This window comes from Pseudothioclava arenosa (assembly GCF_002358085.1).
GTDB lineage: Bacteria > Pseudomonadota > Alphaproteobacteria > Rhodobacterales > Rhodobacteraceae > Pseudothioclava > Pseudothioclava arenosa.
In genome coordinates, this window is record NZ_NTJD01000001.1 from 446971 (window position 1) to 459751 (window position 12781).

General features: G+C 62.3%; 14 protein-coding genes, 1 pseudogene and 1 CRISPR repeat array. Of the genes and pseudogenes, 10 read left to right on the plus strand and 5 right to left on the minus strand.

Annotated features, from left to right (window positions below; all coding sequences use genetic code 11):
- Positions 1-222: 222 nt before the first annotated feature.
- The 4 genes from CLN94_RS02215 to CLN94_RS02230 form a co-directional block, all read right to left on the minus strand.
- Entirely contained in the window at positions 223-3528 is a 3306-nt protein-coding gene (locus CLN94_RS02215) for an error-prone DNA polymerase (protein ID WP_096430638.1), read from the minus strand.
- Positions 3525-4982, minus strand: coding sequence for a Y-family DNA polymerase (locus tag CLN94_RS02220; RefSeq protein ID WP_096430640.1), 1458 nt, complete (start codon positions 4980-4982; stop codon positions 3525-3527). Before CLN94_RS02220 ends, CLN94_RS02215 begins: the two co-directional genes overlap by 4 nt.
- On the minus strand, positions 4897-5337 hold the full coding sequence (locus CLN94_RS02225) for an ImuA family protein (protein WP_342744515.1): 441 nt from the start codon (positions 5335-5337) through the stop codon (positions 4897-4899). Before CLN94_RS02225 ends, CLN94_RS02220 begins: the two co-directional genes overlap by 86 nt.
- A 245-nt stretch (positions 5338-5582) precedes the next feature.
- Entirely contained in the window at positions 5583-6476 is an 894-nt protein-coding gene (locus CLN94_RS02230) for a metallophosphoesterase (RefSeq protein WP_143598862.1), read from the minus strand.
- Positions 6477-6642: 166 nt separating this feature from the next.
- Between CLN94_RS02230 and CLN94_RS02235 the strand changes: the two genes are divergently transcribed.
- From CLN94_RS02235 to CLN94_RS02260, 8 genes are all read left to right on the plus strand, one after another.
- Complete coding sequence (locus tag CLN94_RS02235; protein ID WP_096430646.1) at positions 6643-7263, plus strand: SOS response-associated peptidase; 621 nt, start codon at positions 6643-6645, stop codon at positions 7261-7263.
- 80 nt (positions 7264-7343) lie between these two features.
- A complete protein-coding gene (locus tag CLN94_RS13895; protein ID WP_179300188.1) occupies positions 7344-7481 on the plus strand; it encodes a hypothetical protein in 138 nt (45 codons plus the stop codon).
- Positions 7478-7681, plus strand: coding sequence for a hypothetical protein (locus tag CLN94_RS02240; protein WP_218837231.1), 204 nt, complete (start codon positions 7478-7480; stop codon positions 7679-7681). The genes CLN94_RS13895 and CLN94_RS02240 overlap by 4 nt, the downstream gene beginning before the upstream one ends.
- A 5-nt stretch (positions 7682-7686) precedes the next feature.
- Positions 7687-7845 carry a hypothetical protein gene (locus CLN94_RS13810; protein WP_218837232.1) on the plus strand — a complete coding sequence of 53 codons (159 nt, stop codon included), beginning with the start codon at positions 7687-7689 and terminating at the stop codon, positions 7843-7845.
- A complete protein-coding gene (locus tag CLN94_RS02245) occupies positions 7845-8192 on the plus strand; it encodes a hypothetical protein (protein ID WP_096430648.1) in 348 nt (115 codons plus the stop codon). The genes CLN94_RS13810 and CLN94_RS02245 overlap by 1 nt, the downstream gene beginning before the upstream one ends.
- On the plus strand, positions 8189-8869 hold the full coding sequence (locus CLN94_RS02250; protein WP_096430650.1) for a hypothetical protein: 681 nt from the start codon (positions 8189-8191) through the stop codon (positions 8867-8869). Before CLN94_RS02245 ends, CLN94_RS02250 begins: the two co-directional genes overlap by 4 nt.
- Positions 8870-9061: 192 nt before the next feature.
- A complete protein-coding gene (locus CLN94_RS02255; protein ID WP_096430652.1) occupies positions 9062-9529 on the plus strand; it encodes a hypothetical protein in 468 nt (155 codons plus the stop codon).
- A complete protein-coding gene (locus CLN94_RS02260) occupies positions 9526-10464 on the plus strand; it encodes a TerB family tellurite resistance protein (protein ID WP_096430654.1) in 939 nt (312 codons plus the stop codon). The genes CLN94_RS02255 and CLN94_RS02260 overlap by 4 nt, the downstream gene beginning before the upstream one ends.
- Before the next feature lie 285 nt (positions 10465-10749).
- Here CLN94_RS02260 and CLN94_RS02265 read toward each other — a convergent pair whose 3' ends face one another.
- Positions 10750-11364: a tyrosine-type recombinase/integrase gene (locus CLN94_RS02265; protein WP_143598863.1), complete on the minus strand. Its 615-nt coding sequence runs from the start codon at positions 11362-11364 to the stop codon at positions 10750-10752.
- A 22-nt stretch (positions 11365-11386) separates the two neighbouring features.
- Here CLN94_RS02265 and cas2e point away from each other — a divergent pair, with 22 nt between their 5' ends.
- A complete protein-coding gene (gene cas2e / locus CLN94_RS02270; protein WP_096430658.1) occupies positions 11387-11539 on the plus strand; it encodes a type I-E CRISPR-associated endoribonuclease Cas2e in 153 nt (50 codons plus the stop codon).
- A gap of 81 nt (positions 11540-11620) precedes the next feature.
- Positions 11621-12076: direct repeats of the CRISPR family, unit length 29 nt; unit sequence GCGTTCCCCGCCCACGCGGGGATGAACCG.
- A 74-nt stretch (positions 12077-12150) separates the two neighbouring features.
- A pseudogene (locus CLN94_RS14075) lies at positions 12151-12781 on the plus strand (IS3 family transposase); the annotation flags it as partial.

Here is a 12781-nt window from a genome sequence, read left to right on the forward strand (position 1 = left end):
CGTTTTTTCTGCTCCGGGATGTGTCATCCGTATGGACTGGTAGCGAGCAAAAATTATGCGGTCGGCAGAGCCGGAGCTCGTAACTCCGCTTTGGGCGACAAGAGGCAATATCTGGCCACGGCATTCAGGTTTGGTGCAGCGATTCTTGAAGAACAACATTCGGGGAATGTGACATCGCAACATTTGCCGCAGCTGAAAAGTAGGCCTGGGCCGTATCCCCGTTCAATGAAAATCCCGGCTTGGGAACAGGCGCTTGGATTGCTCGCGGGGGTGGCGGGCGGTGGGGCGCGGGCGGGGTGCATCGTCAGCTTGCGGGTGCGTGAGGCCGATCATTTCGGGCATCGGGTGGCCGAGATCCGAGAGGCGATGCGAGAGGTCTTCGATCCTGTCCGCGATCAGGTGCACGACGATCCCCTCGCGCTCCAGCCGCCCGGTTACGCGCAAGAGCCGCCCGCCCATCACCGCGCGGCGGAAACGTTCATAGACCTTTGGCCAGACCACGATATTCGACAGGCCAGTTTCATCCTCCAGCGTCAGAAAGATCACCCCCGAGGCGGTGCCGGGGCGTTGGCGGGTGATGACAAGGCCGCACACCGCAAGGCGCCCCGGCGGCGCGCTCACGAGCTGATCATGGCAGGTCAGGCCGGGGAGGGTGGGGCGCAACAATTCCATCGGATGCGCGCGCAGGGTCAGGCGCATGGCCACGTAATCCTCGACCACCTCTTCGCCCAGATGCATGGCAGGCAGGGTGACCTCGGGTTCGCGCAGCCCCTCGCCATCCAGCGGGTTGGAAAACAGCGGCAGCGGCGCAGGCGCCCGGATCGCGCGCACCGCCCAAAGGGCCGCGCGCCGCGTCAGCCCCATGCCGGTGAAGGCATCGGCCTCGGCCAGCCGTTCGAGCGTGGCGGGCGGGGTGCCCGCGCGCAGCCACAGGCTCTCGGGGTCGGGGTAGCCATTGCCGCGCGCCGCCACGATCCAGCCCGCATCCTCGGCGCGAAAGCCCTTGATCTGGCGAAACCCGAGCCGTAGCGCGAGCCGCCCATCGGCCCGGCGTTCGAGCGTATTGTCCCATTCGGAGCGGTTCACACAAATGGGGCGCACCTCGACCCCATGCTCGCGCGCATCGCGCACGATCTGGGCGGGGGCATAAAACCCCATCGGCTGCGAATTCAGCAGCGCGCAGGCAAAGACCGCAGGATGATGGCATTTGAGCCATGACGACACATAGGTCAGCATGGCAAAGGCGGCGGCGTGGCTTTCGGGAAAGCCGTAATCGGCAAAGCTCTCGATCTGGGCAAAACAGGCCTCGGCCACCGCCTGCGTGTAGCCATTCGCCCGCATCCCCGCAATAAAGCGGTCGCGATGCGCGCCGATCGTGCCCATGCGGCGGAACGAGGCGAGCGAGCGGCGCAGCTGATCGGCCTCTTCCGCGCTATAGCCTGCGCCCACCACCGCGATCTGCATCGCCTGTTCCTGAAACAGCGGCACGCCAAGGGTTTTGGCCGTGACGGCGGCCAGTGCAGGGCCGAAGGGCTCGGGCGCCTCAAGCCCCTGACGGCGGCGGATATAGGGCTTGACCATGCCGCCCTGAATCGGGCCGGGCCGCACGATGGCGACTTCGATCACCAGATCGTAGAAAGTGGCGGGCTTCATCCGCGGCAGAAAATTCATCTGCGCCCGGCTTTCCACCTGAAACACGCCCACCGCATCGGCGCGTTGCAGCATCGCGTAGGTGGCCGGGTCTTCCTGCGGCACGCTGTCGAGCCCAAGGGTTTTGCCCTCATGCGCTTCCAGAAGCGCAAAGCTTTTGCGCAGGCAGGTCAGCATCCCGAGGCTCAGGATATCGACCTTGAGGATGCCAAGCGCGTCAATGTCGTCCTTGTCCCATTCGATGCAGGTGCGCCCCTCCATCGCGGCATTTTCGATCGGGCACAGCGCATCGAGCCGCCCGCGTGTGATGATGAAGCCGCCGACATGCTGGCTCAGGTGGCGCGGGAAGCCGATGATCTCGCGGATGAGGCGGATCGTGAGCGATAGCCGCGGGTCCTCGGGGTTCAACCCCATCTCGCGCATCCGCGCGGGATCGGCACCCTTGTTCGACATGCCCCAGATCTGGCCGGAAAGGGCCGCCGTCACATCGGCCGACAGGCCCATCACCTTGCCCACCTCGCGGATCGCGGCGCGGGTGCGGAAATGGATCACCGTGGCACAAAGCCCCGCGCGGTCGCGGCCGTATTTCTGATAAATCCACTGGATGATTTCTTCGCGCCGCTCGTGCTCGAAATCCACGTCGATATCGGGCGGCTCGCCGCGATGGCGCGAGATGAACCGCTCGAACACCATGCCGATCATGTCAGGAGACACATCGGTGATGCCAAGCAGGTAGCACAGAATCGAATTGGCCGCCGAGCCGCGTCCCTGACACAGGATGCCGCGCGCGCGGGCCTCGGCCACGATGTCGTGGACGGTCAAGAAATAGGGCGCATAGCCCAGCTCGGCCACCAGCCCCAACTCCTTGGCCATCAGCTTATAGACCCGCTCGGACGCGCCTTGCGGATAGCGCCACGCCAACCCTTCGCGTGCCAGCCGGTCGAGCCGCACCTGAGGCGCTTCGCCCTCGGTGCCCTCGTCGGGATAGTCGTAGCTGAGTTCGCCCAGATCGAAGGCACAGCGCGCGGCGATCTCTGCCGTGCGCCGCAGCGCGGCCGGATGATTGCGGAACAGCCGCGCCATATCGGGGGCGCCCTTGAGACGGCGCTCGGCATTGGGAAGGGCGCGGGTGCCGATCTGATCAATCGTGATCCCTTCGCGCAGGCAGGTCAGCACATCGGCAAGCGGGCGGCGGGCGGCGCGGTGCATCAGCACATCACCCAAGGCGACCATCGGGGTGGAGCATCGCAACGCCAGCGCCGCGCAGGCCGCGAACCACGCCTGATCCGATCCGTCATAGCGCGGCGCGGCCCCCAGAAACACATGGCCGGGAAAGCGGTGCGCAAGGCGCTGGAGCGCGGTCCGGGCCGAGGTGAGATCGGGGGGCGGCAGGGCGATCAGGATCATGCCCTGACAGCCGGCCTCAAGATCGGCCAGGTCGAGGTGACATTCGGCCTTGCCCGCGCGGCGTTTGCCAAGGGTCAAAAGCTGCGAAAGGCGTTCATAGGCCGCGCGGTCGGTGGGCAGGGCGACCCAGTCGACCGGGCAATCGCGCAGCACCAGCCGCGCCCCCACGATTAGCTTGGGCAGCACGGGGCCATGGGGGTGCAGCAACGTCTCGGGAGGGGCGGTCTCTTGCCGCGAACTGGGGTCGTGCTGCCGGGTGGAGCGGATCGGCACGCCCGCCTCGGCCTCTTTGCGTAGGGTGCGTAAAGCCGACCACGCCCGCACCACACCGGCGAGCGAGTTCCGGTCGGTGATGGCGATGGCCGACAGCCCCAGTTCGGCCGCCCGCAGCACCAGTTCCTCGGGGTGTGAGGCGCCTGTCAGAAAGGTGAAATTCGAGGTCACGCAGAGCTCGGCATAGGTGGGGGTCATGCGAACTCTCCCTGCACGAACCAGCCGGGGTTTTGTGGCGTGTAAAACAGCCACAGTCGCCGCCCCTCACGGGTGTCGATCTTCCAGTAATCGCGCAGCCCCGAGCGCCAGTTGTCATCGGGCAGCCACCATTCGGGGGTGATCCGTTCAGGGCCAGTGGCGCGCGCGGTGGTGAGGGTCATGCGCCGCCAGCGAAACCGCGCGGGCGGCTGCGCGCCAGACGCATGGATCGGCTCGGGCGGGAACAGCCGGATCGGACGCGGGCGAGGTGCATGAAAACCACCCTGCGCCTCGCTGAAGGCGGCAGGCGCAATCAGAAAACTACGCTCGGGGATATGACTGTCGGCGGGCAGAAACCGTTGAATGTTCTCCAGCCCGATGCGCGTGCCGATGCGGGTGATCAGATCGGCAAGGTGGTCCGGGCGGGGCTGGTTGGTGGGGCCGATCTGTTGCAGGGGCAAGGGTTCGACCTGCGTAGCCTCCAGCCGGATCTGGTCGATGCCGAAACCTGCATCCACCTCAGTCACGCCGCGCTGGAACAGCGGCAAAATCCGCGCGGGCTCACGCATGGCGGCGGCAAGGCGCAGCTCGACTTGCTGGCTGGCCTGATCGACGCGGCGGAGCGTCAGGCACAGCCGCCGCGCCCCCATGTCCTGCGCGGCAAGCTTGGCACAAAGCGGCGCAAGCAGGCGCTCGGTCGCGGCCATCACATCGGCCTCAAGGCCGATCGGTTCGGGGAGGGTCAGGCGCACGCTGAACTGTGGTGGCTCGGCCTCGGGGGTTACGGGTTCGGGCTGCGCGCCAAGGGCCTGATCGAGCCGCAAGAGCAGATCGGGGCCAAAACGGCGCGCCAGCGGCGCGCGTGGGCTGGCGGTCAGATCACCGATAGAGCGCAGGCCCAGACGTTGCAGCCCGGTGACGGTCTCGGGCGCAAGGCGGAGTGCTGCCACGGGAAGCGCAAGCAGCCCATCCTCCGTGTCGCCAAAATGCGCGAGCGCCCATGCCGTCCCGCGCGTGCCCGCCGCTGCCAGCCGCACTTCGATCCGCGCCCGCTCCAGCCGCGCGCGCATATCGGCCAGCAGCGCCGCCTCGTCGCCCCACAGATGCGCCGACCCTGTGATGTCGAGCACCAGGCCGTCGGTGCCCTCAAAGCCCACCCAAGGGCAGAACCGCTCCGCCCATCGCCGCAGGCTGCGCAGAAGCCGCGTATCGCGCGCAGGCTCGGCAGGGCGGCTGATCAGATCGGGGCAAAAGCTGCGCGCATCGGCCAGGCGCATCCCGCGGTGCAGGCCCGCCTGCTCGGCGGCGGGGTTCAAGCAATAGATCAGTTCTGTGCTGCCCGTGCGCGCGGCAATGACGAAGGGCGCCTCACTCGGGTGTGCGCGCAGAACCCGGTCGCTCGCCAACCGGGGGAACCACATGGAGACGATGCGTCTGTGCGTCCCAGTGAACATGCCACGCGCCAGTTGTTCCTGATTTGTTCTTGATAATTTCCCACCGCATCAGAGTCGAGTCCTCGCACGCGGGATCGAAAAGTGGCGTGGCCCGCCAACGCGTTTCGGCGGCGTTCGAGCCCATACCCTCCGGGATGATGCAAAGCCCTGTCGTGCCGCCCGTGCGGGCGGCCAACTGCAACCGCCGCCCTTCGCGCAGATCGAGGGGGCGCGTCACCTCCAGCACGACGACAGAGAGGCTGCCGTCTTTGAGCGCCTCTTCGGCAACTGCCAGACTGTCGGTCTGATTTTGCGTTTTGGCCAGCAACAGCTTGGCCGGGTCAAGAAACGGCATCATGCTTGCCGGCGTCAGCATATCCGCAAGCCAAGCCTCCTGAGCCCAAAGCGCCCGCCCCCCCGCAACCCCCGCAACAATGGCAGAAAACCCCGTGGAGGCGGGGCCGCAAACCTCATGCACGCGGCCTGCACGCAGGGGAAAGAAAGGAGGCAGCTGAGACGACATTCCTGAAATCTATCGCAGTGTCCGGTGGTTTCAAATGGTGTGTTCTGGCCAGCGGATTGTGCCGCTTCTCCGCGAGAATCCGCTCCGGGGCATTGCGGTCACTTGTTCGTGCTGATTAGGCTTGTCGTTCGGAGCGCCTGCTCCCCGCTCCAGCGATAAACGCAGGGGGTATCAGGGTAGTCGAGGCAGGCAGCTTGCGGTGTCTCGATCCTAGGAGCGCCACGCATCTTGTAATGACCGACCAGAACTGGCGGGTTCTCCTCGCCGTAGAAGTCGAGGCCCAGTTCATCGGTGATTTCGGTCTCCGGTAGGTATTCGGGATTCGGGACCGAAAGCGCGGCGGCTCGCCAGGTCGGGGCATCAGCACGCCACCACGCGATCCGAACTTGGGTTCGGTAATGCCCGCTGTTGTCGTGAAAGCCGATGCCCGCTGGTAGCGCAGTCTCAGGTCCGCTCAGGAGCAGATCAACGGCTCGCGCGAAGGGCGTCTCCTTTCGGGCGACCTCTTCGAGATCGTCCGGACGCAGCCGCCCGTCTAGACGTCGCGCGGCGATGGTTGAGATGGCCGTGTCGCTCCAGCAAGCGTGCACCAATCGCAGCCCGCCGAGATCGCGCCAGAGGGGCAGGGTGAGGAACCATTCGGTCCAGTCCAGCGCGTCATCACTGCCGATACTGAAACGCTCGATGAAGCTGCGGTGCTGCGCCCGGTTCTTGTCATCGCGCGCCCTGAGGGGCTGCCCGTTACTGTCGAGGCGGTGAAATAGGATCGCGTTAAGTTCGTGGTTGCCCATGACCGCGACGGCACCATCGTCTTCGATGAGCCGACGCACTCGCGTCAAAACTTCAGCGTCGTCAGGACGCAACACCGACTTCCCGGCGTCGATGAAGTCGCCCAGAAAGGCGAGGTGGTCGCTGGAGGCCGCTGTTGCCAGACTGAGCGAGAGCCGCTCTGGGTCGGCATGGATGTCGGGGATCACGGTGTAGTTCGACATGTAAATCTCCTTGTCGCAAACAGGAATAAGCACGGTCGCAGGACGCGTCCATGGCCGGGGCGATGATGTCAGTGAGAACTGGGGGAGCGGATCGAAGCTCGATGGCGGTTGATCCTCATCAGCAATCTATGCGCTACTTGACTGTCGATCCAGGAAAGCCGAACCGATGTGTGGACGTTTCGTCGATCCGAACCTGCGCGGGACCGAATTTGAGCATTCGGAAATCAAGATCGCGCCCTTCCCGCGGCGCTTCAACGTGAAGCCGACCGAGGACGTGCTGATCTTCGCCAAGGAACCGCTTGAGGTGATGGTGGCGCGGTGGGGGCTGATCCCGTCCTGGCACAAGGGCGAGCTGCGGGACTGGAAGGCCAGCACCTTCAATGCCCGGATCAAGGAGGCGAAGGACAAGCCAACCTTTCGTCAGGTCTGGCGCCATGGGCGCTGCCTGATCCCATCAGGCGGCTACTTCGAATGGACGGGCGCGCCAGGCGCAAAGCAGCCGCATTTTGTCAGTTCGGCCGGGAATGAAGAGACCCTCTGGTTCGCCGGGCTTGCCTCGCGCTGGCGGGGGCTTCTGACCTGCACGATGATGACCCGTGCCGCGACGCCCGAGATGGCCTGGCTGCATCCGCGGATGCCGGTGATCCTGAATGCAGAGGAACGTGATGCATGGCTCGCCGGGACCGATGACGCCGAGCTTGGTGCGCATGTTCAGCTTCACCAGCACGAGGTTGCCCGCTTTGGTCTTCATGACGATGGCCCACAGCTAATCGAGGGAAGCGGGTAGGTATGGCTTCGGTGGCTGAGTAGATCAGTCTCTCATAGTCGATCCTTGAGCGCTCTAAGTTGACCCCTTCGTGCTTTCACTTGATGGAGCCATACGAGATCAACTTCAACTGCTATTTCTACAAATACGTGCCGCCACGCGGGCTCGCGGAACTCGATGCCGAGTTGAAGACGCTGGAGGCAGAAATTGCTGGTCTCCTGCAGGAGGTTGTTGAGTGACAGACATAATGACACTCGCCAGTCCGCCAGGCTGGAAACTCTATCGACTTGGGCAACTGTTCAGCGAGCGCAAGGAAAAGGGCAGCGACAAAGACTTTCCGCCACTTTCTGTCACGATGGGCGGCATCGTTCCGCAACTCGAAACCGCCGCCAAGACCGATGACGGCGACAACAGAAAGGTCGTTCGCGTCGGCGACTAATCCGAGTGCAACAGAGCACCGAAAAATCCATCGACCGCCTCAAAGAATACCGCTCCGCGCTGATCACCGCCGCTGTCACGGGTCAGATCGACGTATCGACCTATGCCAAATCCGGCACCCCCGACCGCCGCCTCGACGCCATTCAAGAGGAGATGCAAGCGTAATGGCACGAAAATTGACGACCAATCAGGAGATCGACGCCTTTATCGCAAAGGTCATCGGCGAGGCGCATCACCACGGCGGCAATGTCGAACACGTCATTCAACCGCTCTCTGACGAGGTGCGGCAGCGCCTGAATCTCAAACTCGACAAGGTCGAGGTCTACGAGCGGAACGGCAATCTCGCTCGGACGTGTTGGGTCACCCTTCAAGGATCGCGCTACGTCTTCACCTACAACTACAAGACCAAGCAGATCGATCTGCGCGACCACAGCATTCACGGTGCATGGCGCTTCTCGTTCGACAACGCGACACCATTTCCTGACATTCAACGCGAGGTGGGGAAACTGTGACCAGCATCCACACCACCGCCGACATTCATCAAGAGAAGGTCTTCGAGGCGCATATCGTCGCCTGCCTGACCGCCGATCAGGGATACATCGAACGCAACTGCCCGTCGCACTATGACGTTGCCCTCGCACTCGATCCTTCGTTGCTGTTCCGCTTCCTCAAGGCGACGCAACCGGATGCGTGGCAGGTGCTGGAGGATCACTACAGCGCGCAGGCCGAGGCGGAGGTGCTCAAGCGTCTCGAGAAGGCGCTGAAGGATAACCCTACCCACGTCGTCCTGCGCGAGGGGCTGAAGCTGGTGCCGAACATCCGCTTCGCGCTGTGCTACTTCAAGCCGGCCTCGAACCTGAACCCGGATCTGACGCGGCTCTCCGAGATCATCAGCTCGTTCAACGAGCGCCACGGCACCCAGTTCTCGCGCGAGGACTTCATGCGGTTCGAGCGCGTCACGCGCGATATTATGGACGACGAGATGACCGAGATGGTCCGCAACAACCCGGCTGACGTGGTTTACAACGCGTTCTCGCAGGCGTTCTTCCAAGCCATGGTGAAGATGTTCCAGCAGGATAACGAAATGCGAAATATCGTCATGACGGATAAAGACGCGCGGGAGCAGGCGACACGCCACTTTTTCAAGCGGGCGCAACGGCAGGCGAGGGGGGGCATAGGTCCCAATTAGCTTGTCGGAGTTGCTGCCAAATTCGACCCCAAAACCGAGGGTTCTAAGTCGGGTGCAACAGCGGGCGGCAACGCCCGTGAGGTTTAGCTGATAAACCATCTCAGTTGCCTTGGCTCGATGTGCTTTGAAGTTGACAGACGTGAACTGTCCAGAAGAAACTGAATTTGTATTATCAGCAAAGCGAGACCCCGAATGTCCGCCAATTTTGACAACCATGAAGAGCCGAAGTTAGACCCGAAGCTTTTCGCCCTTGATCACACAATGTCATTGAAAGCGCTCAAGAAAGAGATTGGGCAGCTTGCGCTCTCAGCTGACATGAAGGCACTGATTATTGATCTGGCGGGGTTCACGATCAAAGTGGCTGGCAAGGTGGTCGAGCTTGGTCGCAAGATCCTGCAGGTCGCTCTAGCGTTGCTGCGCGCCTTTCCTAACACAGCATTCGGTGCGATTACGGGGCTAATTCTTGGCCGGCTAATCGCGAAAATTCCGGTGCTTGGTCAGAAGTTGAGCACCTTTTTCACGCCCTTGCTCGTGATGCTAGGTGTCGGGAAAGGGGCCATCATGGATTTGGCGAGCGGCGCTCTCGGCAGAAACATGGATGCCTTCATTGATGCTGTGGCTGATGTATTCGGTCTGGGTTCTGCAGAGCTACAGGCATGACTGATCTCAAGGATTTCGCACCGCTCGAACAGGTTGTCGCAGACGATCTGAGGTTTCGGTTGATGCTTGGTATTGGTGAGGATGCTTACCGTTCTCTCCGTTACTCGAAGAACCTGCAGAAACTCTTCGATGCGGGTGGGGCAGCCACGACTGGCGCAGGTATTGCGCAATCTGCCGTTGTCGCGAAGACGTTTTTCGGGGGATCGAGCTTGTTAAGCTTACTGCCATGGGCACCGGCTGCGATGACGCCTACAGGATGGGTGGTCGCAGCGGGTGTTGCCTCGGCCGGGGCTTTCTGGGGGGTTATGCGTCTTGCCGATGGCTTCGGAAGCTCCCGAGTTCGAACGATTCCTGAGTTCATCAATACGCCGATAGATCTTCTGGGAGTTACCCTTGTCGATATGATAGGCACGCTTGCGGTGAAGATCGGAGAAGTCGATGGGCGCCTCGCCCGCATTGAGCGTCAACACATCATCAACTATTTCGTAGATGAATGGGGGATCGATCGTCAATACGCGCGAAAAGCAATTGGTCTGATCGCAGAGAATGAGGGGAAGATTAGCCTGCAGGAAGCAGCGCAGGTGCTCGGGCAATTCCTGCGCGAAAATGAGGACTGCAACGCGGTTGAAATTCGAAACGACATCATGATGATATTACACGAAATCGTGCGTGCGGATGGTTCGATCGATGAGCGTGAGGAGCTGGCTCTAGAGAAGGTTGAGGAGATCTTGCATGAAGAAACCAATTTCTCTGCCCTTCGTAGCACAGGGGAGGTGGCGGGATCGATATACCAAGGCGTTACCGGCAGTGTTTCGACCGTTACCTCTACTATCTCGGATGCTGGGGCATCGCTCGCGGACAGGATCGGCTCGGGACTGGAGAGCCTCGGGCGGGCCTTGCGACGCAAGGATGATAGCGGGAGTGGCGGCGCTTAACGCGTTCCATACGTGATAAGAACGTTACGCCTGCCACACTTTCTTGCGGGAGTTCTTCCAAGCTCTGGTGAAGATGTTCCGGCAGGATTAGGAGATGCGGAACATCTTCATGACGGACAACGACGCGCGGGAGCAGGTGACACGGCACTTTTCAAGCAGGCGCAACGATAGGCGCGAGTGGGTTAGTCGCCGTGAGCCTGGAGCCGAACAAGATCGTCAAGGGGCTGCCATCGATGGGATTCCAGTCCCTTCTCATGGCGCCGGGTGAAGATCAGTATGGGGTGCTCAGGCCACGGCCTCGATCATCGCGAGCGCGGTCGCTAGGTGTGACAGAGCTTCCTCTTGCGGATCGCGGGTGTCTTTCAGAACACGTGTCGTTTGAAGGTAGTGCGAGGCCGCGCCGCCGACTCCGTCGTGCTTGAGGGGGTCACCGTGCGCGAGAATCTGAACAATGGTAGAGGTAGGCACCTTAAGCGCCTTCATGATTGTCGCAGCAGTTCTGCGTAAATCGTGACGATGCCAATCCTGTGTCTGTGATGTCTGGTGAAGAGCCTTCTGGAAACGATCCCAATTGTCGAGGTTGCCGGTGCCTGTGCCGTTCGGAAAGACTAGTTCATTCTGCGCTCCGTCTTTCCAGCGTGGTAGACCGCTAAGGATATCCGTCGCCGCATCTGACAGGGGAAGATCCTGACTTCTGGGACCGCTTCTCGTCGATTTCACAGAGGGCTTGTGCCAAACCTTGTTTTTGCGGTCGAGATCACCCCATCGCATCGCGCACACCTCGGATATACGGGCGGCCGTGAACAGGACGAACCGCATCGCAATCGCGCGGTAGTCCCGTTCAGGGTTCAGGCGCAGTTTCCCAAGCTTCGGAGCCGGAAAGGTCAATAGCGGCAGCACGCACTTCAGTTCGTCTTCGGTAATGGCCGGGCTCGACGCCGGAGATGCGGTGATGGTGTGGAAGGCGCCGACCGATCAGGGCTATGCGTTTCGAACCGCAGGCCGCAATCGTCGTATGCCGGTGGATTTCGATGGGTTGAAGCTGGTGAGTTTTTCCCCGGAAAGACCAACCTGACAGGCCCCGAAACGCCCGGCGGAAGTTGGTAAGCTCTTTGACATTGTAAAAATATTGGTAGATCAATGCTCTACAGCAAGAGCGTTCCCCGCCCACGCGGGGATGAACCGTGGGGCGGGCGGCGATGCATACCCCTTGTTCCGCGTTCCCCGCCCACGCGGGGATGAACCGCCCGGTCTCGGCGCAGATCGCCGGGATCAACAGCGTTCCCCGCCCACGCGGGGATGAACCGATCAGCCTGTTCAACATCTGCGTAGGCGACGTGCGTTCCCCGCCCACGCGGGGATGAACCGGGGGCGGTCCTTCCGTCTCTTAATCTGCGTGTGCGTTCCCCGCCCACGCGGGGATGAACCGGCATACGTTGGTCGTTCGATGCAGCTCTATCGGCGTTCCCCGCCCACGCGGGGATGAACCGCTCGAAATCCGATGCAAAATCCGTGTGCCCGCGCGTTCCCCGCCCACGCGGGGATGAACCGGTGTTGGAAACCGTTCCGGCGGTGGCAAACCTGCGTTCCCCGCCCACGCGGGGATGAACCGCATCATTGCGCTGCTTGAGGTGCCCCTAGATTTGTAGACGCTTTGCCCCCTAACTTTGAGGCTAGGAGGCCGACATGGGGACGAGCAATTACAGCGACGAGTTCAAGCGGGACGCGGTGCAGCGGATCACGGTTCGGGGATACCCCGTTCGCGAGGTTGCCCGGCGTTTGGGAGTGAGTTCGCATTCATTGTACAAGTGGCTGAAGCTGTTCGGGGAGCCGATGGCAAAGTCGGTCGATGTCGACCATGAGGCCGAGAACCGACGACTGAAGCGCGAGCTGGCGCGCGTGACTGAGGAGCGCGATATCCTAAAAAAGGCAACGGCGTACTTCGCGCGCGAGTCCCAATGAAGTACGCCTTCATCCGGGCGCATCAAGCCGAGTTCGGCGTCCGGGCCATGTGCCGGGTGCTGCGGGTCCATTTCTCTGGCTTCTATGCATGGCTTAAGGAACCGTTAAGCCGCCGCGCGCAGGACGATGCGCGCCAGACGGAACTGATCCGGCAGGCCTGGTGCGACAGCGGCAAGGTCTATGGCTATCGCAAGCTGGCCGATGATCTGCGGGATCAGGGAGAGCAGGTTTCCGAGAACCGGGTCGCCCGGCTGGCTGGCATTGCCGGCATCATGGCACAGGTCGGCTACAAGCGCCGCCCCGGTCGCTATGGCGGGAAGCCCGCTGTCGTCGCGTCCAACACCCTGGATCGGCA

Coding starts and splice junctions, on each gene's coding strand:
- CLN94_RS02215 (WP_096430638.1), bottom strand. CDS start 3,528: ATGACCCCCACCTATGCCGAGCTCTGCGTGACCTCGAATTTCACCTTT.
- CLN94_RS02220 (WP_096430640.1), bottom strand. CDS start 4,982: ATGTTCACTGGGACGCACAGACGCATCGTCTCCATGTGGTTCCCCCGG.
- CLN94_RS02225 (WP_342744515.1), bottom strand. CDS start 5,337: ATGCTGACGCCGGCAAGCATGATGCCGTTTCTTGACCCGGCCAAGCTG.
- CLN94_RS02230 (WP_143598862.1), bottom strand. CDS start 6,476: ATGTCGAACTACACCGTGATCCCCGACATCCATGCCGACCCAGAGCGG.
- CLN94_RS02235 (WP_096430646.1), top strand. CDS start 6,643: ATGTGTGGACGTTTCGTCGATCCGAACCTGCGCGGGACCGAATTTGAG.
- CLN94_RS02245 (WP_096430648.1), top strand. CDS start 7,845: ATGGCACGAAAATTGACGACCAATCAGGAGATCGACGCCTTTATCGCA.
- CLN94_RS02255 (WP_096430652.1), top strand. CDS start 9,062: ATGTCCGCCAATTTTGACAACCATGAAGAGCCGAAGTTAGACCCGAAG.
- CLN94_RS02260 (WP_096430654.1), top strand. CDS start 9,526: ATGACTGATCTCAAGGATTTCGCACCGCTCGAACAGGTTGTCGCAGAC.
- cas2e (WP_096430658.1), top strand. CDS start 11,387: ATGGCCGGGCTCGACGCCGGAGATGCGGTGATGGTGTGGAAGGCGCCG.